Source organism: Streptococcus sp. Marseille-Q7156 (assembly GCF_965119495.1).
Genome location: NZ_CBCPLU010000001.1, coordinates 1,049,242 through 1,075,347, shown reverse-complemented (window position 1 = coordinate 1,075,347; position 26,106 = coordinate 1,049,242). Strand labels below are relative to the sequence as shown.

Genomic DNA, 26,106 nt, shown 5'->3' with positions numbered 1-26,106 from the left:
GATGCAGAATCTGAAATTTGCCTTTTCATCTATCATGGCCCACAAGATGCGCTCATTTCTCACTATGATTGGGATTATCATTGGTGTTTCATCAGTTGTTGTGATTATGGCTCTGGGGGATTCCATGTCTCGTCAGGTCAATAAAAACATGACCAAGTCACAGAAGAATATTCATGTCTTTTTCTCGCCTATTAAAAGTAAAGACGGTTCTTTTACCCAAAAACAATCAGCTTTGACAGTTTCTGGGAAAGAAGAGGAAGTTCCTGTTGAACCACCAAAACCGCAAGAAGCTTGGGTCAAGGAGGCAGCAAAACTTAAGGGTGTGGACAGTTACTATGTAACCAACTCGACCAATACCACCCTGTCTTATAAAGATAAAAAGGTAGAGCGAGCTAGCTTGACAGGTGGAAATATTACTTATATGAAGGCGGTTGAAAATGAAATTGTTGCAGGCCGAAGTCTTATAGCTCAGGATTATAAAGATGTCGCTAGTGTCATTTTACTAGACCAAGAACTTGCTAATAGTCTGTTTGGATCTGCTCAAGAAGCTGTTAACCAGGTTATAGATGTTGGTGGTTTTAGCTATCGTGTCATTGGTGTCTATACCAGCGATGAGGCCAAGACTGCTAAGACTTTTGGTATTGGTGGACTTCCAATTACGACTAATATTTCTCTTGCCAATAACTTCAATATGGATGAAATTTCTGATATTGTCTTCCGTGTCAATGATACCAGTTTGACACCAACAGTGGGACCAGAATTAGCTAGAAAATTGACCGAGATTGCTGGTCTTCAGCAAGGGGAGTATCAGGTGTCAGATGCGACTGCAGCTTTCCAAGAAGTACAACAAATGTTCGGTTTTATAACTACGATTATTAGTGCCATTGCAGGAATTTCACTCTTTGTTGGAGGGACTGGTGTTATGAACATCATGCTGGTTTCGGTGACAGAGCGTACTCGTGAGATTGGTCTCCGTAAGGCTTTGGGTGCAACGCGTGCCAATATTTTAATTCAGTTTTTGATTGAATCCATGATTTTGACCTTGCTAGGTGGAGTTATTGGTCTAACCATTGCGACAGGCTTAACAGCTATAGCTGGTCTACTATTGCAAGGATTGATAGCTGGTATAGAAGTAGGAGTATCAATCCCAGTTGCCCTATTTAGTCTTGCAGTTTCGGCTAGCGTGGGTATGATTTTTGGAGTCTTGCCAGCCAACAAGGCATCTAAACTTGATCCAATTGAAGCCCTTCGATATGAATAAGATCAACAAGATGGACGCTTGTCTATCTTGTTTTTGTATGGATTTCCCTATCGAAAATTCTTAAAAATGTGATATAATGAAGTGTTAGAAAAACAGGTTTCATTTGCCTGGAAAGGAAAAATTATGTCTGAAAAGAATTTTTATATTACAACGCCGATTTACTATCCATCTGGAAAACTTCATATCGGTTCTGCCTACACAACCATCGCTTGTGATGTCCTAGCACGTTACAAACGCCTGATGGGCTACGATGTATTTTATCTGACAGGTCTTGATGAACATGGTCAGAAAATCCAGCAGAAAGCAGAAGAAGCTGGCATTACACCTCAAGCCTATGTTGATGGCATGGCAGTTGGAGTTAAAGAACTCTGGCAATTACTAGATATCTCATACGATAAATTTATCCGTACAACTGATGACTACCATGAAAAAGTTGTCGCACAAGTCTTTGAACGCTTACTTGCTCAAGATGACATCTATTTGGGTGAATATTCTGGTTGGTACTCAGTCTCAGATGAGGAATTCTTTACAGAAAGCCAGCTTGCGGAAGTTTTCCGTGACGAAGCTGGAAATGTGACTGGCGGTATTGCTCCATCGGGTCATGAGGTGGAATGGGTTTCTGAAGAATCATACTTTCTTCGCCTCAGCAAATACCAAGATCGTTTGGTCGAATTTTTCAAGTCCCATCCTGAATTTATCACTCCAGATGGTCGTCTGAATGAAATGCTTCGCAACTTCATCGAGCCAGGTTTAGAGGATTTGGCAGTTTCTCGTACAACCTTTACATGGGGGGTTCCGGTACCATCAAATCCTAAACACGTTGTATACGTTTGGTTTGATGCTCTGCTCAACTATGTGACAGCTCTTGGCTACGATCAAGACGAACACGCTAACTTTGACAAGTTCTGGAACGGAACAGTCTTCCACATGGTTGGAAAAGACATCCTTCGATTCCACTCAATCTACTGGCCAATCCTTCTTATGATGTTGGATATCAAATTGCCAGAACGTTTGATTGGTCATGGTTGGTTTGTCATGAAAGACGGTAAGATGTCTAAGTCTAAAGGGAATGTTGTCTATCCTGAAATGTTGATAGAGCGTTTTGGACTAGATCCACTTCGTTACTACCTCATGCGCAGCCTTCCGGTTGGTTCAGACGGAACCTTCACTCCTGAGGACTATGTAGGTCGTATCAACTATGAATTGGCCAATGACCTTGGAAACCTTCTAAACCGTACGGTTTCCATGATTAATAAGTACTTTGATGGACAAATCCCTACCTATGTAGAGGGCGTGACAGAGTTTGACAATGCTCTTGCTCAAGTAGCAGAACAATCAATCGCTGATTACCATACACATATGGAAGCAGTTGACTATCCACGTGCGCTTGAAGCAGTCTGGACTCTTATCTCTCGTACTAACAAATACATAGACGAGACAGCTCCATGGGTCTTGGCAAAAGATGAAGCACTCCGTGACCAATTAGCAAGTGTCATGAGCCACTTGGCAGCCAGCCTTCGTGTTGTAGCTCACTTGATTGAGCCGTTTATGATGCAAACCAGTCGTGCAGTCTTGAATCAACTTGGCTTGGAAGAAGTAGCGAGCCTTGAAAATTTGAGCTTGGCTGACTTCCCAGCAGATGTGACTGTAGTTGCCAAAGGAACACCAATCTTCCCACGTCTCGATATGGAAGAAGAAATCGCCTATATCAAGGAACAAATGGAAGGCAACAAGCCAGCTGTCGAAAAAGAATGGAATCCAGACGAAGTCGAACTCAAACTTAACAAGGAAGAAATCAAGTTTGAAGATTTTGATAAGGTTGAAATCCGTGTCGCAGAAGTCAAAGAAGTTTCTAAAGTAGAAGGTTCAGATAAGTTGCTTCAATTCCGCTTGGATGCTGGTGATGGTGAAGATCGTCAAATCCTCTCAGGAATTGCAAAATACTATCCAAATGAACAAGAATTGGTCGGCAAGAAAGTTCAAATCGTTGCTAACCTCAAACCTCGTAAGATGATGAAGAAATATGTCAGTCAAGGGATGATCCTCTCAGCTGAACATGATGGAAAATTAACCCTTCTCACAGTTGATCCAGCTGTACCAAACGGAAGTGTGATTGGGTAACAATAGACAGGACTAGTTCATGCTAGTTCTGTTTTTTATTTAACTATTATGCTTTACAAACTAGTGTGGAAGTGGTATATTATAGATGAAGCTACTAGTAGGCATTACAAAATAGATAGAAGGGGGAAGGGATGAAGGAAACTCAACTATTAAAAGGTGTTCTTGAAGGTTGTGTCTTGGATATGATTGGTCAAAAAGAGCGATACGGTTATGAGTTGGTTCAAACTTTGCGAGAGGCTGGATTTGACACTATCGTTCCAGGGACTATTTATCCTTTGTTGCAAAAGTTAGAAAAAAATCAATGGATAAGAGGCGACATGCGCCCGTCGCCAGATGGTCCAGATCGGAAGTATTTTTCGTTAACCAAAGAAGGAGAAGAGCGTGTCTCGGTCTTTTGGCAACAATGGGACGATTTGAGTCAAAAAGTAGAAGGAATTAAGAATGGAGGATAAACCATGACAAAAATGAAGTATTATGAAGAAACAAACAATTTGTTGCATGAGTTTTCTGAGGAGAATCAGCAGTATTTTGAGGAGCTGTGGGATAGTTTTAATCTTGCTGGATTTCTCTATGATGAGGACTATCTCAGAGAGCAGATTTATTTGATTATGTTAGATTTCTCAGAAGCAGAACGAGATGGCATGAGTGCAGAGGATTATCTAGGTAAGAATCCTAAAAAAATAATGAAAGAGATTCTCAAGGAAGCACCCAGCAGTTCTATCAAGGAGTCCCTTTTGACACCAATTCTTGTATTAGCGGTATTACGTTACTATCATCTACTGGGTGATTTTTCTAAAGGTCCTCTCTTAACAGTCAATTTGCTTACTTTTTTAGGGCAACTTCTTCTTTTTCTGATTGGATTTGGGCTTGTGGCTACAATCTTACGTTGGGGCTTAGTCCAAGATTCTCCTAAAATGAAAATTGGCACCTATATTGTCGTTGGGATTCTTGTTCTGCTAGTTGTTCTGGGATATGTAGGAATAGGAAGTTTTGTACAAGAAGGGGACTTTTATCTTCCTGCTCCCTGGGATAGTTTCCTTGTCTTTACGCTTTCTCTAGTCATCAGTATTTGGAATTGGAAAGAAGCGGTCTTTCGTCCCTTTGTCAGTATGATTATTGCCCATCTTGTGGTAGGATCTCTGCTTCGTTACTATGAGTGGATGGGAATTTCAAATGTTTTCCTTACAAAATTCATTCCTTTAGTTGTTCTCTTTATTGGAATCTTTGTCTTGTTCCGTGGGTTTAAGAAGATAAAATGGAGTGAAATATAGTCAAAAAGCCGTTGCAAAGCGGTTTTTGTTATAATGAAGGGAAGAATGTTAGAAATTTAAGGAGAAAAATTTGATGAGATACATAACTCTTGGTCAAGATGACAAAGAATTATCAGAAATTGTTCTCGGAATGATGAGAATAAAAGATAAGTCTGTAAAAGAAGTTGAAGAGCTTGTAGAAACAGCACTTTCTGTTGGAATCAATGCTTTTGACTTAGCTGATATTTATGGTCGTGGTCGTTGTGAAGAACTGTTAGGTCTTGTCCTAAAAAATCGTCCAGATTTAAGAGAAAAGATGTGGATTCAGTCCAAATGTGGCATTCGCATTGAAGAATTTACCTATTTTGATTTTTCAAAAGAGTATATTCTAGGATCAGTAGATGGAATTTTAAAAAGATTGCAGGTTGATTATTTAGATAGCTTGCTTCTCCATCGACCAGATGCTTTAATGGAAGCTGATCAAGTGGCGGAAGCCTTTGAAATTCTACATACATCAGGTAAAGTTCGAGACTTCGGTGCGTCCAACCAAAATCCTATGATGATGGAATTGCTTAAGAAAGAAGTCAAACAGCCTCTATCGATCAATCAATTACAATTAAGTGCAGCTTTCACACCTGGTTTTGAATCAGGTTTTCATGTTAATATGGAAGATAGTCAAGCAGCTATGCGAGATGGTAGCATTTTTGAATATTGCAAATTACACGATGTGATCATTCAAGCATGGTCAGTCTTGCAGTTCGGATATTTTAAAGGGAATTTTGTTGGCAATGAGAAGTTCCAACAACTAAACCAAGTCCTAAATCGATTAGCATTAAAATACAGTGTGAGCCCATCAGCTATTGCTATCGCTTGGGTGTTACGCTACCCAGCAAAAATGCAGGCAGTCGTAGGTACCACAAATCCTAAGCACTTGAGAGAAGTTAGCTAAGCGGCAAACTTTAGCTTAACAAGAAAAGAATGGTATGAAATTTATCTTGCAGCAGGGAATAATTTGCCTTAGGAAAAAATGCATTTAAAGAAATCACAGTCAAAAAAAAACGTTGGAAAACGTTTTTTTGTTATGTGACCATTTGTCTGTCTTGATTCGTTAGGTACGGTTCATTAACGAATGATTATGATTTAATACTCAATGAAAATCGAAAAGCAAACTAGGAAGCTAGCCGCAAGTTGCTCAAAACACTGTTTTGAGGCTGTAGATAAGACTGACGAAGTCAGTCACATATATACGGTAAGGCGACGCTGACGTGGTTTGAAGAGATTTTCGAAGAGTATAACTATTCTGATTTACATACTAGCAGGGAAGTAGTATCCCATAATTGGCGGTACGATAGTAGATATTATAAAAAAGACTAGAGTGCTTTTGAATTTAAAACATTATAGAGAATAAAAACGAGGTTAGGATTTGTCCCGACCTCTTTTACATATAATAAACAATAGCAATGTATTGGAGGGCAGATGCTGCTAGGATAAAGAGATGCCAAATCATGTGGAAATAAGGTTTTTTCTTGGCATAAAATCCAGTCCCAACTGTATAACAGAGTCCGCCAGTTACCATGAGACTCCAGAAAATGGGCGTCGTTTGACTGATAATGGCAGGAATGATTGCCAGAACCAACCAGCCCATAATCAGGTAAAGAGCAAGGCTGAATTTCTCGTTAACCTTTTTAGCAAAGATTTTATAGAGAATACCAAAGATGGTCGTTCCCCACTGGATGGCAATAATTAGATAGCCAAACAAGTTATTCATTAAGGTTAAGACGACCGGCGTATAAGAGCCTGCGATAGCCACATAAATCATCGAATGGTCAACGATTCGCAAGACATATTTGTGGGTCGAACCATAGGCCATAGAGTGGTAAATGGTGGATGAGAGGAACATGAGAAAGAGACTGATAACGAATATGGAAACGCCGATAGATGATAAAAATCCGTGTGCCTCATAGCTATAGGTGGATGAAATGGGGAGTAATATGAGCATGATGACTGCACCTACGGCATGGGTTACACTATTAGCAATCTCTTCCCCAAAACTGAGTTGTTTGCTGAGTTTAAGACTAGTGTTCATTGGATGACCTCCTCTTGAGTATGATGGATTAAGGCTAGAGTTTGATGATAGAGTTTAACGGTTTGGCAGCTGGTTTGGATAATGGGGTTAGCTGGGTCAATTCCGTGATTCATGTAGTCCACAAAAGCATCGTAGAGTTGGTCTGAATTTGCTTGACTTTGGAGAGTATTAAGTGTCTGGGCTATTTCTTGAATAGAAAATACCGACTTGAGGGTTGTGATAGCAATCAAACGGGCAATTTGTTGGCGTTGGTATTTTTTCTTGTCAGGCTTTGTCAGGTAACCATGTTTGACATAATTGTTGACCATGGATGCTGTCAGGCCCTTGTCTTTATCAGGAGAGATAGGGGCGCAGACCTGATTGACATAGAGTAAAACCTGGTCTAGATAGAGGTCAATATTTGGGATTTCTGCCCATTTTGGGTAGGAAAAGGTAGTTTTCATTTTCAACTCCTTTTTATCTAGTTTTAATAACTAGATTATAAAATAACAAAAACAGAAAGTCAAGTTTTAACTGCTTGTGAAAAGGCTTAAATTATGCTATGATGGGAGAAACTAGTCAGAAATGAGGAGAAAAGATGGAGATTCGTTTAGCTTTTCCAAATGAAGTAGATGCCATCATGCAGGTGATGGAGGATGCTAAAAAATGTTTAGCGGATGCTGGTAGTGACCAGTGGCAAAATGGTTATCCAAATACAGACATTATTATTGAGGATATTATCTCGGGTCAAGCCTATGTAGCCTTGGAAGAGGGAGAACTACTAGCCTATGCTGCTGTGACCAAGAGTCCAGAGGAGGCATATGAAGCTATTTATGAGGGAAACTGGCAAGCTGGAGAGTCAGAGTACTTAGTCTTTCACCGTATTGCTGTGGCAGCAGATGTCCAGGGACAAGGAGTTGCTCAAACCTTCTTAGAGGGTTTGATTGAAGGTTTTGACTATCTAGATTTTCGCTCAGATACGCATGCTGAAAATAAGGTTATGCAACATATTTTTGAAAAACTTGGTTTTAAACGGGTTGGTAAGGTTCCGGTTGATGGAGAACGCTTGGCCTATCAAAAATTGAAGAAATAATGCAAAAGAAGTATGCAAAAATGCTTTACTCTTCGCCAATTGGCTCCCTTTCTCTCGTAGCTGATGACCATTATTTGTATGGCATTTGGGTGCAGGAGCAGAAGCATTTTGAGAGGGGGATAGGAGATGACACGATAGAAGCAGTTGTTAGTCATCCCATTTTAGACTCAGTTATTGCTTGCTTAGATGCTTACTTTAAAGGCAAGTCTCGGGATTTATCCGACTTGCCCTTGGCTCCAATCGGAACGGATTTTGAAAAGCGAGTTTGGTCCTATTTACAGGGAATTCCTTATGGTCAGACAGTGACCTATGGACAAATAGCCCAAGACCTGCAAGTGGCTTCTGCTCAAGCAATTGGTGGAGCAGTGGGGCGCAATCCTTGGTCTATCCTAGTACCTTGTCATCGTGTGCTGGGAGCAGGCAAGCGTCTGACAGGTTATGCTGCAGGAGTGGAAAAGAAAGCTTGGCTCTTGGAGCATGAAGGAGCAGATTTTAAAGATATAAAATAGAAAGTGAAACATATGTTAGAATTTATCGAATACCCAAAATGTTCAACTTGTAAAAAAGCAAAACAAGAATTAAACCAACTCGGTGTGGACTACAAAGCTGTTCACATCGTGGAAGAAACACCTAGTCAAGAAGTCATTTTAAACTGGCTAGAAACCTCAGGATTTGAATTGAAGCAATTTTTCAACACCAGTGGAATCAAATACCGTGAATTAGGACTGAAAGATAAGGTAGGAAGTCTGTCAAACCAAGAAGCGGCTGAGTTGCTAGCAAGTGACGGCATGTTGTTAAAACGCCCAGTTTTAGTAGAAAATGGAACTGTTAAGCAAATTGGTTATCGAAAACCTTATGAAGAATTGGGATTGAAATAGTTTTTATCTATCTCTTTGATAGATAAAATATATAACCTCCCTGTTTCAAAGTATGATAAACTAGTAGGTAGAAAAGTCTGTATCTGACCGTAGCAAATAATTTCATTGACGGCAGAAGTATGGTAGAATGAATCATTATCAGGAGAGGATGTTTTTATGAATGTTACAACGATTTTAGCATCAGATTGGTACCAAAACTTGATGCAATTGATTCCGGATGGCAAGCTGTTTAGCCTGCGTTCGGTCTTTGATGGAATTCCAAGAATTGTCCAACAACTTCCAACAACGATTATGTTGACAATTGGTGGTGCCCTTTTTGGCTTGGTTTTGGCACTTCTTTTTGCCATTGTGAAAATCAATCGTGTCAAAATTTTATATCCCTTGCAGGCCTTCTTTGTTAGTTTCTTAAAAGGGACACCGATTTTAGTGCAACTCATGTTGACCTACTACGGAATTCCTTTGGCTTTGAAAGCTCTCAATCAGCAATGGGGTACTGGTCTCAATATCAATGCTATTCCGGCTGCAGCTTTTGCGATTGTCGCCTTTGCTTTTAATGAGGCAGCTTATGCTAGTGAAACCATTCGTGCGGCAATTCTCTCAGTTAATCCTGGTGAGATTGAGGCGGCACGCAGTCTGGGTATGACCCGAGCGCAAGTTTATCGACGAGTGATTATTCCAAATGCAGCAGTTGTTGCGACTCCAACATTGATTAACTCATTAATCGGCTTGACCAAGGGAACTTCTCTAGCCTTCAGTGCGGGTGTTGTGGAAGTCTTTGCCCAAGCTCAGATTTTGGGTGGTGCCGATTATCGTTATTTTGAACGCTTCATCTCCGTTGCCCTTGTTTATTGGGTAGTCAATATTGGAATTGAGAGCCTTGGTCGTTTCATCGAGAGAAAAATGGCTATTTCTGCACCCGATACAGTGCAAACAGATGTGAAAGGAGACCTTCGTTAATGATTAAGATTTCGAATTTAAGCAAATCCTTTTCAGGACAGACTGTCTTGGATCATCTGAACTTGGATATTCAAAAAGGGGAAGTTGTAGCCTTGATTGGTTCTTCAGGAGCTGGAAAATCAACCTTCCTTCGCAGTCTCAATTATCTTGAAACACCTGACAGTGGCTCTATTCAGATTGATGATTTCTCAGTTGATTTTTCTAAAATCACTCAAGAAGAAATCCTTGCCCTTCGTCGTAAGTTGTCTATGGTTTTTCAGCAGTTTAATTTGTTTGAACGCCGCACAGCACTTGATAATGTGAAAGAAGGCTTGGTTGTTGTCAAGAAATTGTCTGATCAAGAAGCGACTAAGATTGCCAAGGAAGAGTTGGCTAAGGTTGGGCTTTCTGACCGTGAAAACCATTACCCTCGCCATTTATCAGGTGGACAGAAGCAACGGGTTGCCCTAGCGCGTGCGCTTGCTATGAAACCAGATGTTTTGCTCTTAGATGAACCAACTTCAGCCCTTGACCCAGAATTGGTCGGTGAAGTAGAGAAGTCTATTGCAGATGCTGCTAAGTCAGGTCAAACCATGATTTTGGTCAGTCATGACATGTCCTTTGTAGCCCAAGTAGCTGATAAGATTCTCTTCCTAGATAAGGGGAAAATCATTGAGTCTGGAACACCGGATGAGATTATCCACCATCCTAAAGAAGAGCGGACAAAAGAATTCTTCGCTAGTTACAAACGGACTTATATTTGATATAATAGATAAAGGAAAACTCAGTTAGCTGGACTAGCTGAGTTTACTCTTTAAAAAAGATAGAAATGAGAGAAATCATGCTACTGCAACTATTTTCTTTATATTTCGAGAGTTTAATCTTGACCGCCATCCTTGTCCTGATTTTTTTAGGAATTTGGATTGGACTGAGAGCCATGTCGGGAATTGATAAGACAGCCAAGGCTCGCCAAGCCCATCTCTATGATATGATTATGATTGGGGTCTTGGTTGTTCCAGTATTATCCTTTGCGGTTATGAGTTTAATTATTGTTTTCAAGGCATAATCCTTGCGTGATTGACAGGAAAGAGTTAGAATAAAGATAGTTACAACAAGAAAGAAGGAAACTATATGTACGATACTATTATTATCGGTGCTGGACCTGCAGGGATGACTGCGGCCTTATACGCTGCTCGAAGCAATTTGAAAGTAGCCTTGATTGAAGGCGGTCTGCCAGGTGGTCAGATGAATAATACATCTGATATAGAAAATTACCCAGGGTACGCTAATATCAGTGGACCAGAATTGGCAGAAAAGATGTTTGAACCGCTTGAAAATCTTGGTGTTGAGCACATTTATGGCTATGTTGAAAATGTCGAAGACCATGGTGATTTTAAGAAAGTGATTACTGATGATCAAACGTATGAAACACGTACAGTTATCGTAGCGACTGGTTCTAAACACCGTCCTTTGGGAGTGTCTGGAGAAGAAGAACTGAACAGTCGTGGTGTTTCTTACTGTGCTGTGTGTGATGGTGCTTTCTTCCGTGACCAAGATTTGTTGGTAGTCGGTGGTGGAGATTCGGCTGTTGAAGAAGCCCTCTTCTTGACTCGTTTTGCTAAGACTGTTACCATTGTTCACCGTCGTGATCAACTTCGTGCTCAAAAGGTATTACAAGACCGCGCCTTTGCGAATGAGAAAGTCAGCTTTATCTGGGATTCTGTAGTAAAGGAAATCAAGGGTGAAAACAGAGTAGAATCAGTCGTGTTTGAAAATGTGAAAACAGGTCAAGTGACAGAACAAGCCTTCGGTGGTGTCTTTATCTATGTTGGATTGGACCCTCTTAGCGATTTTGTTAAAGAATTGAATATTCAAGATCAGGCAGGCTGGATTGTGACAGATAGCCACATGAAGACTGCAGTTGACGGTATCTTTGCAGTTGGAGATGTTCGCTTGAAGGACCTCCGACAAGTAACAACAGCGGTTGGAGATGGAGCTATCGCTGGTCAAGAAGCCTATAAATTTATCACAGAACATAGTTAATTATAAAAAACGCATAGTATCAGATTTACAAAAAATTTGACACTATGCGTTTTATTGTGGGAAAATTAATTTCATTTTCTACTGAAATTGAGTTTTGCCAGCCTCTTATATTTTTAGAAAAATCCTTTAATCTTGCTAACGAAGCCATCTAGACCTTCTGAACCGGAAATCAACTGCTGAGCTTGAGAGAAGTATTCTCCAAGCTGTTCTTGATTTTCTGCAACAAATGTTTTTGCAGCTTCGAAATCTTTTGTTTCGATTAATTCTTTTACTTGGTTAAACAAATCTAATGGGTTCATCTTATTTCTCCTTTTCTGTACTTAACTATTTAATCATCTTTATGATAAAAAATCAACTGTTGCTGCTTTTGGCTAGGACCTGTTTTTATCTACAAGTTCTCATAACTAAGATTCTAACTACCAAAACAAGGTGGACATAAAAATGTTCGGGTTTTTCTAGTGTATCCATGAAATAAAAACGGATACATGATATAATAGAGATAGCTCTTTAATGGAGGTGTTTGAGTGGAAAATCTGAAGAAAATGGCAGGTATCAAGGCTGCTGAGTATGTCAAGGATGGCATGGTAGTCGGACTTGGAACGGGGTCTACTGCCTATTATTTCGTAGAAGAAATTGGTCGTCGTATCAAGGAAGAAGGGTTGCAGATTACAGCTGTAACGACTTCTAGTGTGACTAGTAAACAGGCTGAAGGGCTTAATATCCCGCTCAAGTCTATTGACCAAGTAGATGTTGTCGATGTGACGGTTGATGGAGCGGATGAAGTGGATAGTCAGTTTAATGGAATCAAAGGTGGTGGTGGTGCCCTTCTGATGGAGAAAGTTGTCGCAACGCCTTCAAAAGAATACATTTGGGTGGTGGATGAAAGCAAGCTAGTAGACAAACTAGGTGCTTTTAAATTGCCAGTAGAAGTGGTTCAGTATGGCGCAGAACAGGTCTTTCGTCGTTTTGAGCGAGCTGGCTACAAACCAAGTTTCCGTGAAAAAGACGGCCAACGTTTTGTGACCGATATGCAGAATTTTATCATTGACCTTGCTTTGGATGTCATTGAAGATCCAATTGCTTTCGGACAAGAATTGGACCATGTGGTTGGCGTCGTGGAGCACGGCTTATTCAACCAAATGGTGGATAAGGTCATCGTTGCTGGACGAGACGGGGTTCAGATTTTAACTTCAACAAAAGCAAAATAACTAAAATAATAAGGAGATACACTATGTCAAAATTTAATCGTATTCACTTGGTGGTATTGGATTCTGTAGGAATCGGTGCTGCACCAGATGCTAATAACTTTGTCAATGCAGGAGTTCCAGATGGAGCTTCTGACACATTAGGACACATTTCAAAAGCAGTTGGTTTGAATGTCCCAAACATGGCTAAAATTGGTCTTGGAAATATTCCTCGAGAAACTCCTCTTAAGACTGTTCCAGCTGAAAGCAATCCAACAGGATATGCAACAAAATTGGAAGAAGTATCTCTTGGTAAGGATACGATGACTGGACACTGGGAAATCATGGGACTCAATATTACTGAGCCTTTCGATACTTTTTGGAACGGATTCCCAGAAGAAATCCTGACAAAAATCGAAGAATTTTCAGGACGTAAGGTCATTCGTGAAGCTAACAAACCTTACTCAGGAACGGCTGTTATCGATGATTTTGGACCACGTCAGATGGAAACTGGAGAGTTGATTATCTATACTTCAGCTGACCCTGTTTTGCAAATTGCTGCCCACGAAGATAGTATTCCTTTGGACGAATTGTACCGTATCTGTGAATACGCTCGTTCGATTACACTTGAGCGCCCTGCCCTTCTAGGTCGTATCATTGCTCGCCCTTATGTAGGTGAGCCTGGTAACTTCACTCGTACAGCAAACCGTCGTGACTTGGCTGTATCCCCATTTGCACCGACTGTTTTGGATAAATTGAATGAAGCTGGTATCGATACTTATGCTGTTGGTAAAATCAATGATATCTTTAACGGTGCGGGTATCAACCATGATATGGGCCACAATAAGTCAAATAGCCACGGAATTGATACACTATTGAAGACCATGGGCCTTGCTGAGTTTGAAAAAGGATTCTCCTTCACAAACTTAGTTGACTTTGATGCTCTTTACGGCCACCGTCGTAATGCTCACGGTTATCGTGATTGCTTGCATGAGTTCGATGAGCGCTTGCCTGAAATTATCGCTGCCATGAGGGAGAACGACCTTCTCTTGATTACTGCGGACCATGGAAATGACCCAACCTATGCAGGAACAGACCACACTCGTGAATATATTCCACTTTTAGCTTACAGCCCTAGCTTTAAGGGAAATGGTGTCATTCCAGTTGGACATTTTGCAGACATCTCAGCGACAGTTGCGGATAACTTTGGTGTTGAAACTGCCATGATTGGGGAAAGTTTCTTAGATAAATTGGTATAAGATGACACGCTATGCTTTACTGGTAAGGGGCATTAATGTCGGTGGGAAAAATAAGGTTGTCATGGCGCAACTTCGTCAAGAACTGACAGAGTTGGGACTGGAAAAGCTTGAAACCTACATCAACAGTGGCAACATTTTCTTTACTTCGACAGCTCCCAAAGCCCAATTGGTTGAAAAATTAGGGACTTTCTTTGGAATCCATTATCAATTTATTCAGAGCTTTTCTTTACTGAGTCAAGAAGACTATGAAGCAGAAGTGGAGAGTTTACCAGCTTGGTGGACCAAAGACCTAGCTCGAAAGGATGTCCTCTTCTACACGGAGAGCTTGGATGTGGATCAAGTGATCGAGAAAGTGAACGGTTTGGAACTGGAAGATGAAGTTGTTCATTTTGGAAGACTTGGGATTTTCTGGGGGAAATTCTCTGAGGAATCCTACTATGCAACTGCCTATCACAAGTACTTGCTCAAGATGCCTTTTTATCGCAACATCACCATTCGCAATGCAAAAACCTTTGACAAAATCGGTCAAATGCTAAAAACTAATAAAGGAGACACACAATGACATTTTTAGATAAGATCAATGAAACAGCTGCCTTCCTGAAAGACAAGGGAATCCAAGCTCCCGAGTTTGGTTTAATCCTTGGATCAGGTCTGGGAGAACTTGCAGAAGAAATCGAAAATCCTGTTGTAGTAGACTATGCAGATATTCCAAACTGGGGCCGCTCTACAGTAGTTGGTCACGCTGGTAAATTAGTATATGGGGAACTTGCAGGTCGCAAGGTTTTGGCTCTTCAAGGTCGTTTCCATTTCTACGAAGGAAATCCTCTGGAAGTCGTGACTTTCCCAGTACGTATCATGAAAGTGCTAGGATGTGAAGGTGTCATTGTAACTAATGCAGCTGGTGGTATTGGTTATGGTCCTGGTACCTTGATGGCTATCTCAGATCATATCAATATGACGGGACAAAACCCATTGATGGGTGAAAACTTGGATGATTTTGGTCCACGTTTCCCAGATATGTCTAAGGCCTACACACCAGAATACCGTGCTACTGCCCATGAAGTGGCTAAAAAACTTGGTATCAAGCTTGACGAAGGTGTCTATATCGGTGTTACTGGTCCAACTTATGAAACACCAGCAGAAATTCGTGCCTATAAGACACTGGGAGCTGATGCAGTCGGTATGTCTACGGTTCCTGAAGTTATTGTGGCAGCCCACTCGGGTTTGAAAGTTCTAGGAATTTCATGTATTACTAACTTTGCGGCTGGTTTCCAAGAAGAACTCAACCACGAAGAAGTTGTGGAAGTAACAGAACGTGTCAAAGGTGATTTCAAAGGCTTGCTTAAAGCGATTCTTGCAGAATTGTAAAAAAATTGGTGATGGCATTAGACTAGAAAGGGGGAGTTCTCATCGTTTTTAGTAGAGAAGATTGGGTTTGTTGTGATTAAAAGATGAACAAAAATCCAATCAACTACTATATCTTTAGTAAAAATTTATCACATGCTTATTTATCAATTATTGGTAAATAGGGGAAAATAAAAGAAAGTTAGAAAAGAATGAAAATCGGTCAACGAATGATGCGTTTTGGCATAAAAAAATTAAGTATCGGAGTTGTATCTGTTGCAGTTGGTTTTGCTTTTTTAGCACCGACAGGAATTTCTGCCAATGAAGGAAGTCCAGTTGTGAAAAACGAAACTCCTCTAGTAGTAAATGCAACGGATAGTCCGACAAAACTAGAAAATACTGATAAAAAACAGGAAACGCCTCTTATAGAGGAAAGAGTAGCAGTTATCCAACCAGCTCCGGAAACAAAAGAAGTCCTTAAAAATCAGAAGGAAGAAGAAAAGCTGGAATCCCATAAAACAGAGCCTGCTCTAGTTCCTGAAGAAGTGAATAGAGAGGAAAATGTAAAGGATGAGTCTACAACTTCTCGTCCTGTGACAGCAGAAGATCTCTTGAAAATCTCAAAAGGAGAACTGCACTCAGAAAATGATTTACTTGACAATTCTCTTTATGGTGAAAAGGTCCTTGATTTGGAAGGTGATGATGATCAGGATGGTATCAAAAATAAGGATGAGCTTTATGTTTATCGTAAAGATGGTAAGGACTATTTAGGATATAACAGTCATCCATTACTGGCAGACAGTGATGGAGACGGATTAGCAGATGGGGAAGATGATAATAAGAAACAATGGTATGTTACAGATCGAGATGCTCTTCTCTTTATGGAGTTATCCTATCGTGATGATGACTATATCGAAAAAATTCTAGATCATAAGAATCCATTTCCGAGTCTCTACTTGAATCGTCAAGAATATAAGATGATGCACAATGAGTTAGCCCCGTTTTGGAAGATGAAAAAAGCTTACCATACAGCTAGCGGTTTGGATGCTTATCTATTCGAAACTAAGAGTGATCTTCCTTATTTAAAAGACAATACTGTTCAAATGTTGGCTATACGTGGAACAAGACTGAATGATGCAAAAGATTTGAGAACGGACTTGACCTTGCTAGGAGGAAATAAACCTGCACAAGCGGATGATATTCGTAAAGTTGTAAAAGAATTGGCGCAGGATTCCACTATAACCAATCTCTATATGACAGGTCATTCGCTAGGAGGCTATTTAGCTCAAATAGCAGCAGTTGAAGCCTATCAAAAATATCCTACTTTTTATAATAATGTTTTGAAAAAAGTGACAACATTTAATGCACCTAAGGTCATTACTTCAAGAACAATCTGGAATGCCAAAAATGGTTTCTGGGATGTAGGACTAGAAAGTCGGAAGCTTGCTGTAAATGGGAAAATTAAACATTACGTAGTAGATAACGATAATGTGGTTACATCTGTGCTACAAAATGATAGTGATGTTGTGACATCTACAGGAAGCGCCAATGTTAAACACCGTTCGCGTGGCTATTTTGAAAGTCGCATGAATGATATTCCAAACTTTAATATTGGAAAACGAACAACATTGGACAAGCAGGGTTACCGTGATCCAAAACTGGAAAAAATTTCTTTCTTTAAGAAACAACAACTCCCTCTGTCATCTAGTCAACCAAGCGTTGAACCTCTTGAAAATATAGCTTTAGGGAAACGAGTAACTCAAAGTTCGACAGCTTTTGGAGGTGACGCTAGAAGGGCTGTGGATGGAAAAGTTGATGGGAATTATGCTCATCATTCTGTAACGCATACAGAGTTTCAATCTAAACCTTGGTGGCAAGTTGATTTAGACAAGGAAGAAACGATTCGTCAAATCAATATCTATAATCGAACAGATGTTGCTCAAGATAGACTGACTAATTTTAATGTGATTCTTTTGGATAGTACTGGAAAGGAAATTGAAAGAAAGCGCATTGCATCTCTGAAAGATATCTCTGCACAAATTGCAATTGACTATAAAAAAGCTCGTTTTGTCCGTATAGAGTTAGATGGTTACAATGCTCTCAGTCTCGCAGAAGTTCAAGTCTTGCGTGCTGAGAATATCGCATGGAAAAAGCAAGCACGCCAAAGCTCTACCGAGTTTGGAGGAGATGCTAGTCGTGCTCTAGATGGAAATACCAATAGTAACTACAGCCAGCAATCAATTACTCATACAAAATTTGAAAATCAGCCTTGGTGGGAAGTTGATTTAGGTCGTACAGAACAGGTAGGACTTGTCCGTCTTTATAATCGTGGGGATGGCGAACTTTCCAAACGCTTGGCAGATTTTGATGTGATTTTATATGATGAAAAAGGGACAGAAGTTGCTAGACAATATGTTTCTCGTTTAGAAGGAAATCGTTTAGATCTTCAGTTGGATGGCAAGTTGGGCCGCCGTGTCCGTATTCAACTACGTCAAAAAAATCAAGCTCTCAGTCTTGCTGAAGTAGAAGTGTTTCGATTTATGGCTAAGAATGCTGTAACACCACCAACTTCTAAGCCAATACAAGTGTTAAATTACACTCCTGTAAAAGATAAAACCCTAACTATTCAGCATAGTGGAGCTTACATTGCATGCTATTCTATAACTTGGGAAGAAGTTATAGTAGATAAAAATGGTCATTCAGTTGTTCGAAGTCATTCTTGGGAAGGAAATGGACGTAACCAGATTGCAGGTTTTGTCCTCAACCTCCCAATTAAAGAAAATATGAGAAATCTTCGAATTAAGATCGAAAAGAGAACAGGTCTTATCTGGAATAGATGGCAAACAATCTATGACAACAGACCTCTTCTCGCCCAACCACATCGAAAAATCACTCATTGGGGTACGACATTGAATTCCAAGGTGAGTGACGATGATGTCTTGTAGTCTGATGGTACAATGACAGTTAGTTTGTCTAGTTTATAAGAAAGTACTACCTGAGCTTGAATAGAACTCAGGTAGCTCTCTGTGAAAGAACAAAATGAATACTCAATGAAAATCAAAGAGCAAACTAGGAAACTAGCCGCAGGCTGCTCAAAGCACTGCTTTGAGGTTGTAGATATAACTGACGAAGTCAGCTCAAAACACTGTTTTGAGGTTGTGGATAGAACTGACGAAGTCAGTAACCATACCTACGGCAAGGCGACGTTGACGTGGTTTGAAGAGATTTTCGAAGAGTATAAACAGAAAGGTAGAGCGCGTGTTTGGATTTGAACACGAGTAGAAATTCGTACCTATAAGATGCTTGGAACAGATGTGGTCGGAATGTCAACTGCTCCTGAAGTTATTGTTGTAGCCTACTTAGGTTTGAAACTTCTAGGAAGTTTATGTATTACTAACTATACTACTGGTTTCAAAGAAGAGATTAACCACGGAGAGGTTATAGAAGTGACTGAGTGTGTTAAAGGTGATTTTAAAGGCTTGCTTAAAGCCGTTTTTGCTGAATTATTACTATGTTAAAAGAATTGAGGAGTATTTTTCAGAAAATCCCTTATAATTTTAAATTATTCCTAGCAGTCATTTTGCAAGGAATAGTTTCAGGTTTATCTGGTATTTTTCTACATTATCTTTTAAAGATAATAGAGGGGATAGCTGTTGGTCAATCAGAGCATCAAACTGTATTCTTGACAGATGGAGTTTCCTCATCGCGGATAGGATTAAGTTTAATAATCGTGGGTGTCAGCTCATCCTTGGTCTGGTATTTCTTGCAAAAAGAATCACAGATTTTTTCCATTAAAGTACAGATGAAGGATGAGAGTTCACAATACAAACTTCATTTTTTAAAACAGCTATTTCATTCAATTTGGCAGATTATTGCAGTTGGAGGGGGAGCACCTGTTGGTAAAGAAGCTGCGCCACGAGAGATTGGAACTCTATTTGCAGGACCAATTGGAAAAATATGTTTTCTCTCTAAGAAGGATCAAATCTTTCTCCTTGCTTGTGGTGCTGGTGCTGGTTTAGCAGCTGTCTATCAGGTTCCATTAACAAGTGTCTTCTTTGTTTTTGAAACTCTAGGAATTGCTCTATCTATTAAACGATTTATCTTAGTCGGTTTGACTACCTATGTCTCAACCTATATAGCAGGCTGGGTTATTTCAGATCAGGCTCTCTACCATATTCCAGCCATTACATGGTCATTAAAGGAAATATGGATTATTCCCTTATTACTTCTTTTCTTAAGCCCACTAGCTTGGCTTTTTGGCCGCTTGAGTAAAGAAGTGTCTTCAAACAGGATAAAAGATAAACGAGTACTTCTCACATTGCCTACAGCTTTTCTTTTTCTTGCTGGGTTGGCAAGTTATTTTCCACATCTACTTGGAAATGGACGTATGATGGCTCAGGAAGTATTGAATGGTAGCAATGGCAAAACAGTGTTCCTCTTGTTTATCCTAAAAGCAATGGTCGTTCTTATTACTCTGTGGGCAGGGGCCTATGGTGGTACCCTTACGCCATCTTTTGCCTTGGGGATGGCTGGAGCTGCTCTCTTGGGCATGATTTTAGGTTTCGACAGCCAGCCAAGCATTTTGCTTTTGGGATCTGTTTGCTTTTTGTCTGTGACCTTGAGGGCTCCCTGGTCTGCAACCGGATTAGTAATAGGTTTCACTGGGCTAGGTTTAGATTCTCTTCCGTATCTCTTAGTAACAGCTGTTTTAGCCTATGAATTTGCAAAAATATTAGACCGTTTTTCTTGGGCTAACATACTGTGTCAGAAGTCAAAGAATAGAGTAATAAGATAGAGAATGACCGTTTCTTCTAATCAAAGATTTATCTTAAAAGATTAAAAACTATTGTCAATTTATCAATAACTGTTTGAAATAAAAAAGAAGTAGGCTTATCGGAGTCATGATTGAATCCGATTTTTCCTAGCTATGAAATATAAAAATAAAAAAAGAAAGGTAGAGCGTGTGTTTTGATTTGAACACGAGCGGAGAACTTTTCTAAAAACTCAGAAGAGAAGGGGAGTTCGGGTTTGAATTGAAGCCGGTCTAATCTTCTCAATATCATCAAAATTAAGAAAGAAAGGAATTGAACCCACCCTAAAAGCAGGGGGAAAAAGATAGTTGGTCTAGCGAGCATCGCTCACTGCACCCAACTCCCATTTTCCCTTTGCTTTTTGACGGGTTTGGTATCTTTCTCAATATAAAATAAAGAAAGGTAGAGCGTGTGTTCTGATTTGAACACGAGCGGAAAACTTTTCTAAAAACTCAGAAGAGAAGGGGAGTTCAGGTTTGAATTGAAGCCGGTCTAATCTTCTCAATATCATCAAAATTAAGAAAGAAAGGAATTGAACCCACCCTAAAAGCAGTGGGAAAAAGATAGTTGGTCTAGCGAGCATCGCTCACTGCACCCAACTCCTATTTTCCCTTTGCTTTTTGACGGGTTTGGTATCTTATATTATGTCTATCCATATTGCTGCTCAGCAGGGTGAAATTGCTGATAAAATTCTTCTTCCTGGGGATCCTCTTCGTGCTAAGTTTATTGCGGAGAATTTCCTTGAAGATGCTGTTTGTTTTAACGAAGTACGTAACATGTTTGGTTACACTGGTACTTACAAGGGCCACCGTGTATCAGTCATGGGAACTGGGATGGGGATGCCATCTATTTCGATTTATGCGCGTGAGTTGATTGTTGACTACGGTGTGAAAAAATTGATCCGTGTGGGAACAGCAGGTTCATTGAATGAAGATGTTCACGTTCGTGAATTAGTTTTGGCGCAGGCAGCGGCAACCAACTCAAACATCGTCCGTAATGACTGGCCACAGTACGATTTTCCACAAATCGCTAACTTTGATTTGCTGGACAAGGCCTACCATATCGCCAAAGAACTCGGTATGACAACCCACGTTGGGAACGTTTTATCATCTGATGTCTTTTACTCAAACTACTTTGAAAAGAACATCGAGCTTGGTAAATGGGGAGTTAAAGCTGTGGAAATGGAAGCAGCAGCTCTTTACTATCTGGCAGCCCAACACCATGTTGACGCGCTAGCTATCATGACTATCTCTGATAGCTTGGTCAATCCAGACGAAGACACAACTGCAGAAGAACGTCAAAATACCTTCACTGATATGATGAAGGTTGGTTTGGAAACCTTGATTGCAGACTAATTATAGCCAAAAAGGAAGCCCTTCTTTATGAATTGGAGGACTTCCTTTTCTTATCTAGAAATTGGTCTATCTCTTTTTGTGATCTGAGGATGACCACTTTATATGGATAGTTTTTTTGAATCCACTTGTAGCGTTCCTTAGCGGATTTGCTCCGTCCGTCCCAAAGAATCCATCTGATAAACTCCCAATTAAATTGTTCTTGACAACCAGCTGCCATACTTTCTCTGACCTTGCCTCGGTATGTGAGATAACGTTTAAAAGCCCGAAATAGACAAGTCCATGGGGAAAAGTTGAGAAAGATGATTTGGTCAGCTTCCTGCATTCTTTCTTGGTAATAGCACCAAGAATAATTTCCATCGATGACCCAAGCTTCATGCTTGGTAAGAAAGTTTTTCATCTCGGTCAACATCCATTCGCGATCACTGTCTTGCCAACCAGGTTGAAATTGGAGTGTGTCCATGTGCAGTTTTGGAATGGAGTAGTAGTTAGATAATTTTTCTGCTAGAGTTGACTTACCAGCACCAGAATATCCGATAATTGCGATTTTCATTTTATACCTTTTCCTATTTAGAGACAAAAAAACAGCCTCTATGGACTGTTTCTTATTTAGCAAGTTTAGCTGAAAGACGAGCTTTGTCGCGGCTTGCTTTGTTTTTGTGAATCAAACCTTTAGTTTCTGCTTTATCGATAGCTGAGCTAGCAGCACGGAAAAGTTCTTCAGATGGGTTTGCTTCGAAAGCTTTGATAGCAGTACGCATAGCTGATTTTTGAGCTGAGTTCTTTTCGTTTTGTTTAACGTTCAATTCAGCGCGTTTGATAGCTGATTTAATGTTTGCCAATGTTCTTACCTCCATATTTACTAACTATACCATTATATCTGAAAACTTACGTTTTGACAAGGGAAAATTATTTTTTTAAGTAAATTTCATCGATTTCATGGTTCTTTGTTTTATGAAGAATCACTTCTGCACGATTTCTGGTCGGTTCAATATAATTTTGTAGATTTGTGAGATTGATACTGGTCCAGACCTGATGGGCAAAGGATTCCACTTCCCCAATAGGCATTTGAGTAAAACGATAATAGTAGCTATCAGGGTCGTTTTGGGCTAGGCTCAGCATCTTCAAGAAACGGTCCAGATACCAACTCTCGATGTCATCGACTGCAGCATCAACATAGATGGAAAAGTCAAAGAAGTCAGTAATGTAGAGACGCTCGTTTTGTGGATTTTGAAAAACGTTAATCCCTTCGACAATGACAAAATCAGCAGCTTTGACGCTTTGCTTTTCCTCAGGTACGATGTCGTAGACTTCATGAGAATAGACAGGAATATCTACATCTTGTCCATTTTTGATGTGATCCAAGAAGTTGAGAAGAGCTTCCATATCATAGCTTTCAGGAAATCCCTTGCGATTTAAAATCCCTTGCTCAGTCAAGGTCTGGTTAGGATAGAGAAAGCCATCAGTTGTTACCAACTCAACCGTAGCATCTGTAAGGGTACGGGACAGTAGGATTTGAAGTAGGCGACTGGTTGTGGATTTTCCAACGGCAACACTCCCAGAAACCCCAATGATAAAAGGCTGGGATTTGCTTTCACGTTGAAGGAAAATTCCTTTTGAAAAGGCCAAATCATCCTTGGTACGTTTGTAAATCTGGATGAGATGGGCTAGGGGGAGATAGACATCGGTAACATCTTGCAAGCTAATCTGGTCATTAAAACTCTTGATGGATTCTAATTCCTCTTCTGTCAAAGGAGGTGTCGTCTTTCGATGTAAAGATTGCCAAGTCTGGCGGCTGATTTTTTCAAAATGTAAAAATTCGTTAGTCATTTGTTTTCCCCTAGATATTTTGTTTATCATACCATAAAAAGCTAAAAAAATAAAGCGGTTTCTTGAATGTGGTAAGTCAATAGTATATAATATAAGTAGATAGAGGATGAACAATTTATTGATGAAGTAGGAGCTGGTTTATCCTGATTTATAAGCTAATAAAGGGGGCTTTGAGGGTTACAACTTATAGGAGGTGTGACATGAAAATATTAAAAAGTTATATATTGGAACTCTGTTTTATTTTAAGTTTTGCACTACCTTTTTTAAAAGGAGCGAATGCGGATAATGGTAGACGTTTTGTGGAAACCTATTACGGTTTTACTTTTTTGATGGAACATGCCATTGTAACAGCTGTCTTTATCTGTTCGCTCTTGATTGCTTTCTTCCTAAAAAAACGGTGGACGAAATGGCTTGTTGCTGGTAGTTATGTCTTCTTAGTTCTATGGATTGCTACAGAGGGTTATTTCTTCCGCATGTCACTAGAAGATTTGGTACGACTTTGGACAAGTTTGGAAGTTCTGACAAAAACGTATCAGTTGGGCTTTTATCTAAACATCCTGTTGGGAATTTTGTTGATAATAAAGTATTTTAAGGTTAAGCAATCGTAATAAAAATGCGACTGCTTACAGATGATAAACTTTTGGTTTTATCCTGACTATAGTACCAATGGCTTGTCATTTATCTATAAGTGTTAAAAGAGATTGAAGAAAAGGTCTTCTTGACTAGCTTTCTTCAGTCTTTTTCGTTTTATTAGCAATTTGTAAACGATTTACAAATTGAGTCAAATTATGGTAAAATAGTGTCATGAGTAAAATGTATTATGCAGAAAATCCTGACGCTGCTCACGACATTCATGAGTTGAGAGTGGACTTGTTGGGAGAAAAAATGACCTTTTTGACGGATGCGGGTGTTTTTAGCAAGAAAATGGTTGACTTTGGCAGTCAACTCTTGCTCAAGTGTCTTGAGGTCAACCAAGGAGAGACTGTCCTTGATGTAGGCTGTGGTTATGGACCTCTGGGCTTGTCCTTGGCTAAGGCTTATGGAGTTCAGGCGACCATGGTCGATATTAATAATCGTGCCTTGGATTTGGCGCGACAAAATGCTGAACGAAATAAAGTAGAAGCGACGATTTTCCAGTCTAATATTTATGAACAAGTTGAAGGGAAATTTGACCATGTCATTTCCAATCCTCCTATCCGTGCGGGCAAGCAAGTGGTTCATGAAATTATTGAGAAAAGTAAAGATTTCTTGGAAACTGGTGGAGATTTAACAATCGTTATCCAGAAGAAACAAGGGGCTCCAAGTGCTAAGTCCAAGATGGAAGAGGTGTTTGGCAATTGTGAAATCGTCAAAAAAGATAAGGGATACTATATCCTTAGAAGTGTGAACGAATGAGAGCAGTTGATTTAATCCAAAAAAAACGAGACGGTCAAGAACTGACTTCGAGTGAAATTGAATGGCTGGTAGAAGGCTATGTGTCAGGAACTGTCCCTGATTATCAGATGTCTGCTTTTGCTATGGCTGTTTATTTCAAAGGAATGACGACTCGAGAAATCTCTGACCTAACTATGAAGATGGTCAAGACAGGGCAAGAGTTTGATTTATCCGCTATTGATGGGGTTAAGGTTGACAAGCATTCTACGGGTGGTGTTGGTGATAAGGTGACCTTGATTTTAGCTCCTTTAGTAGCGAGTTTTGGAGTTCCAGTCGCAAAAATGAGTGGTCGTGGTCTCGGCCATACGGGTGGAACAATTGATAAATTGGAGTCTATCAAGGGCTATCAAGTCGAGCGCAGTCAAGAAGATTTCATTCGTCAGGTACAGGACATTGGTGTATCTGTCATTGGGCAATCAGACCAGCTGGTCAAAGCAGATAAGCTTCTCTACGCCCTACGTGATGTGACCGCAACTGTCGACAATATTCCTTTGATTGCGAGTTCGGTGATGAGCAAGAAAATTGCGGCAGGGGCAGATTCTATTTTGCTAGACGTGACTGTCGGTGAGGGTGCCTTCATGAAGACGGTTGATGAGGCGCGTGAATTGGCTCAAACCATGGTGGATCTTGGTAAGGCTGTTGGTCGGAAGACGGTAGCAGTGATTACGGATATGAGTCAGCCCTTGGGACGAGCGATTGGAAATCGTCTAGAAATTCTTGAAGCACTGGAGATTTTACAAGGTCAAGGACGTCAGGATATTACCCATTTTATATGCGAATTGGCACAAATTATGCTTGGTCTGGCAAATGTTAACAAGACAGTTGAAGAAGTTCGCCAACATCTTGAGAATGGCAAGGCACTGGCTAAGTTTGAGGAAATGGTCCAAGCCCAAGGTGGATACTTGGAAGACCTCTATCGTCCTGTAAATGTGGCCTATGTGGTGGAAATCCCTGCTCAGGAAACGGGTGTCATTTCAGCTCTCCCAGCAATGGAATTTGGGCTTTATGCCATGAGACTGGGTGCTGGTCGTGCAGTCAAATCTGATGCCTTGGACTATGAAACAGGAATTGTTTTTGAAAAGAAAGTTGGAGATTTCGTTCAAAAGGGAGAAATTGTTGCAAAAGTATACACAAATGGAAAAATTTCTCCTCAGCTAGTTACAGATTTTCAAAAATATGTTAAAATAAATGATAGGGTGCAAAGTTTACGAGAAATTATAGAAATAATCTCATAAACTGCAGGAG

Annotated in this window: 28 protein-coding genes and 2 pseudogenes; 24 read left to right on the top strand and 6 right to left on the bottom strand. The window is 40.1% G+C overall.

Annotated features, from left to right (window positions below; translation table 11 throughout):
- Position 1 precedes the first annotated feature (1 nt).
- The 5 genes and pseudogenes from ACWPV5_RS05045 (at position 2) to ACWPV5_RS05025 (ending at position 5,653) form a co-directional block, all read left to right on the top strand.
- Positions 2-1,261, top strand: a complete 1,260-nt coding sequence (locus ACWPV5_RS05045; protein ID WP_454382645.1) for an ABC transporter permease — start codon at positions 2-4, stop codon at positions 1,259-1,261.
- Positions 1,262-1,384: 123 nt separating this feature from the next.
- Complete coding sequence (gene metG / locus ACWPV5_RS05040) at positions 1,385-3,382, top strand: methionine--tRNA ligase (RefSeq protein WP_454382643.1); 1,998 nt, start codon at positions 1,385-1,387, stop codon at positions 3,380-3,382.
- A gap of 131 nt (positions 3,383-3,513) precedes the next feature.
- Positions 3,514-3,834, top strand: a complete 321-nt coding sequence (locus tag ACWPV5_RS05035) for a PadR family transcriptional regulator (protein ID WP_000665422.1) — start codon at positions 3,514-3,516, stop codon at positions 3,832-3,834.
- Between the two features lie 3 nt (positions 3,835-3,837).
- Positions 3,838-4,653, top strand: coding sequence for a hypothetical protein (locus ACWPV5_RS05030; RefSeq protein WP_454382640.1), 816 nt, complete (start codon positions 3,838-3,840; stop codon positions 4,651-4,653).
- A 73-nt stretch (positions 4,654-4,726) separates the two neighbouring features.
- A pseudogene (locus ACWPV5_RS05025) lies at positions 4,727-5,653 on the top strand (aldo/keto reductase).
- Between the two features lie 417 nt (positions 5,654-6,070).
- Here ACWPV5_RS05025 and trhA read toward each other — a convergent pair.
- Together trhA and ACWPV5_RS05015 are read right to left on the bottom strand one after the other, a co-directional pair.
- Positions 6,071-6,718 (bottom strand): PAQR family membrane homeostasis protein TrhA, encoded by a 648-nt coding sequence (gene trhA / locus ACWPV5_RS05020; protein WP_261070715.1) that lies wholly within the window; start codon positions 6,716-6,718, stop codon positions 6,071-6,073.
- A complete protein-coding gene (locus ACWPV5_RS05015; RefSeq protein ID WP_454382638.1) occupies positions 6,715-7,161 on the bottom strand; it encodes a DUF1836 domain-containing protein in 447 nt (148 codons plus the stop codon). The genes trhA and ACWPV5_RS05015 overlap by 4 nt, the downstream gene beginning before the upstream one ends.
- Before the next feature lie 134 nt (positions 7,162-7,295).
- Between ACWPV5_RS05015 and ACWPV5_RS05010 the strand changes: the two genes are divergently transcribed.
- The 7 genes from ACWPV5_RS05010 (at position 7,296) to trxB (ending at position 11,647) form a co-directional block, all read left to right on the top strand.
- Positions 7,296-7,790 carry an N-acetyltransferase family protein gene (locus tag ACWPV5_RS05010; RefSeq protein ID WP_454382636.1) on the top strand — a complete coding sequence of 165 codons (495 nt, stop codon included), beginning with the start codon at positions 7,296-7,298 and terminating at the stop codon, positions 7,788-7,790.
- Positions 7,790-8,299 (top strand): methylated-DNA--[protein]-cysteine S-methyltransferase, encoded by a 510-nt coding sequence (locus ACWPV5_RS05005; protein ID WP_454382634.1) that lies wholly within the window; start codon positions 7,790-7,792, stop codon positions 8,297-8,299. The genes ACWPV5_RS05010 and ACWPV5_RS05005 overlap by 1 nt, the downstream gene beginning before the upstream one ends.
- A gap of 12 nt (positions 8,300-8,311) precedes the next feature.
- Positions 8,312-8,668, top strand: a complete 357-nt coding sequence (locus tag ACWPV5_RS05000) for an arsenate reductase family protein (RefSeq protein WP_414521515.1) — start codon at positions 8,312-8,314, stop codon at positions 8,666-8,668.
- A 156-nt stretch (positions 8,669-8,824) separates the two neighbouring features.
- Positions 8,825-9,625, top strand: a complete 801-nt coding sequence (locus ACWPV5_RS04995) for an amino acid ABC transporter permease (RefSeq protein ID WP_001103449.1) — start codon at positions 8,825-8,827, stop codon at positions 9,623-9,625.
- Positions 9,625-10,368, top strand: coding sequence for an amino acid ABC transporter ATP-binding protein (locus ACWPV5_RS04990; protein WP_000590982.1), 744 nt, complete (start codon positions 9,625-9,627; stop codon positions 10,366-10,368). The genes ACWPV5_RS04995 and ACWPV5_RS04990 overlap by 1 nt, the downstream gene beginning before the upstream one ends.
- A gap of 77 nt (positions 10,369-10,445) precedes the next feature.
- Positions 10,446-10,670, top strand: coding sequence for a DUF4059 family protein (locus ACWPV5_RS04985; protein WP_219966757.1), 225 nt, complete (start codon positions 10,446-10,448; stop codon positions 10,668-10,670).
- 65 nt (positions 10,671-10,735) lie between these two features.
- The gene (gene trxB / locus ACWPV5_RS04980) at positions 10,736-11,647 is read left to right on the top strand and encodes a thioredoxin-disulfide reductase (protein WP_203175472.1); all 912 of its coding nucleotides are present in this window, start codon (positions 10,736-10,738) and stop codon (positions 11,645-11,647) included.
- A 113-nt stretch (positions 11,648-11,760) separates the two neighbouring features.
- Here trxB and ACWPV5_RS04975 read toward each other — a convergent pair whose 3' ends face one another.
- Positions 11,761-11,946 (bottom strand): hypothetical protein, encoded by a 186-nt coding sequence (locus ACWPV5_RS04975; protein WP_203175474.1) that lies wholly within the window; start codon positions 11,944-11,946, stop codon positions 11,761-11,763.
- A 225-nt stretch (positions 11,947-12,171) separates the two neighbouring features.
- On the opposite strand from ACWPV5_RS04975, the gene rpiA reads away from it, so the two are divergent.
- The 9 genes and pseudogenes from rpiA to deoD all read left to right on the top strand — a co-directional run bounded on the left by rpiA (position 12,172) and on the right by deoD (position 21,600).
- Positions 12,172-12,855 carry a ribose-5-phosphate isomerase RpiA gene (gene rpiA, locus ACWPV5_RS04970; protein WP_203175476.1) on the top strand — a complete coding sequence of 228 codons (684 nt, stop codon included), beginning with the start codon at positions 12,172-12,174 and terminating at the stop codon, positions 12,853-12,855.
- 23 nt (positions 12,856-12,878) lie between these two features.
- A complete protein-coding gene (locus ACWPV5_RS04965) occupies positions 12,879-14,090 on the top strand; it encodes a phosphopentomutase (protein WP_261070711.1) in 1,212 nt (403 codons plus the stop codon).
- Position 14,091: 1 nt separating this feature from the next.
- Positions 14,092-14,652 (top strand): DUF1697 domain-containing protein, encoded by a 561-nt coding sequence (locus ACWPV5_RS04960; RefSeq protein WP_261070710.1) that lies wholly within the window; start codon positions 14,092-14,094, stop codon positions 14,650-14,652.
- Positions 14,649-15,458 carry a purine-nucleoside phosphorylase gene (locus ACWPV5_RS04955; RefSeq protein WP_261070709.1) on the top strand — a complete coding sequence of 270 codons (810 nt, stop codon included), beginning with the start codon at positions 14,649-14,651 and terminating at the stop codon, positions 15,456-15,458. The genes ACWPV5_RS04960 and ACWPV5_RS04955 overlap by 4 nt, the downstream gene beginning before the upstream one ends.
- Positions 15,459-15,646: 188 nt before the next feature.
- Positions 15,647-18,379 carry a galactose-binding domain-containing protein gene (locus ACWPV5_RS04950; protein WP_454382617.1) on the top strand — a complete coding sequence of 911 codons (2,733 nt, stop codon included), beginning with the start codon at positions 15,647-15,649 and terminating at the stop codon, positions 18,377-18,379.
- Positions 18,380-18,460: 81 nt separating this feature from the next.
- Positions 18,461-18,706, top strand: coding sequence for a hypothetical protein (locus tag ACWPV5_RS04945; RefSeq protein ID WP_258318540.1), 246 nt, complete (start codon positions 18,461-18,463; stop codon positions 18,704-18,706).
- Positions 18,707-18,952: pseudogene (locus tag ACWPV5_RS04940) on the top strand (phosphorylase family protein); the annotation flags it as partial.
- Entirely contained in the window at positions 18,946-20,229 is a 1,284-nt protein-coding gene (locus ACWPV5_RS04935; RefSeq protein ID WP_101784691.1) for a chloride channel protein, read from the top strand. The pseudogene ACWPV5_RS04940 and the gene ACWPV5_RS04935, both read left to right, overlap by 7 nt.
- A gap of 660 nt (positions 20,230-20,889) precedes the next feature.
- Positions 20,890-21,600, top strand: coding sequence for a purine-nucleoside phosphorylase (gene deoD / locus ACWPV5_RS04930; RefSeq protein ID WP_101784693.1), 711 nt, complete (start codon positions 20,890-20,892; stop codon positions 21,598-21,600).
- A gap of 25 nt (positions 21,601-21,625) precedes the next feature.
- Here deoD and ACWPV5_RS04925 read toward each other — a convergent pair whose 3' ends face one another.
- The 3 genes from ACWPV5_RS04925 to coaA form a co-directional block, all read right to left on the bottom strand.
- Positions 21,626-22,150 (bottom strand): DNA topology modulation protein, encoded by a 525-nt coding sequence (locus ACWPV5_RS04925; protein WP_261066100.1) that lies wholly within the window; start codon positions 22,148-22,150, stop codon positions 21,626-21,628.
- Between the two features lie 52 nt (positions 22,151-22,202).
- Complete coding sequence (gene rpsT / locus ACWPV5_RS04920; RefSeq protein WP_001274000.1) at positions 22,203-22,439, bottom strand: 30S ribosomal protein S20; 237 nt, start codon at positions 22,437-22,439, stop codon at positions 22,203-22,205.
- A 67-nt stretch (positions 22,440-22,506) separates the two neighbouring features.
- Positions 22,507-23,427: a type I pantothenate kinase gene (gene coaA / locus ACWPV5_RS04915; RefSeq protein WP_261063043.1), complete on the bottom strand. Its 921-nt coding sequence runs from the start codon at positions 23,425-23,427 to the stop codon at positions 22,507-22,509.
- 200 nt (positions 23,428-23,627) lie between these two features.
- Between coaA and ACWPV5_RS04910 the strand changes: the two genes are divergently transcribed.
- From ACWPV5_RS04910 to ACWPV5_RS04900, 3 genes are all read left to right on the top strand, one after another.
- A complete protein-coding gene (locus ACWPV5_RS04910) occupies positions 23,628-24,035 on the top strand; it encodes a hypothetical protein (RefSeq protein ID WP_261063042.1) in 408 nt (135 codons plus the stop codon).
- A 196-nt stretch (positions 24,036-24,231) separates the two neighbouring features.
- On the top strand, positions 24,232-24,822 hold the full coding sequence (locus ACWPV5_RS04905; protein ID WP_314725792.1) for a class I SAM-dependent methyltransferase: 591 nt from the start codon (positions 24,232-24,234) through the stop codon (positions 24,820-24,822).
- Positions 24,819-26,096, top strand: coding sequence for a pyrimidine-nucleoside phosphorylase (locus tag ACWPV5_RS04900; RefSeq protein ID WP_247942063.1), 1,278 nt, complete (start codon positions 24,819-24,821; stop codon positions 26,094-26,096). Before ACWPV5_RS04905 ends, ACWPV5_RS04900 begins: the two co-directional genes overlap by 4 nt.
- Positions 26,097-26,106: the final 10 nt, after the last annotated feature.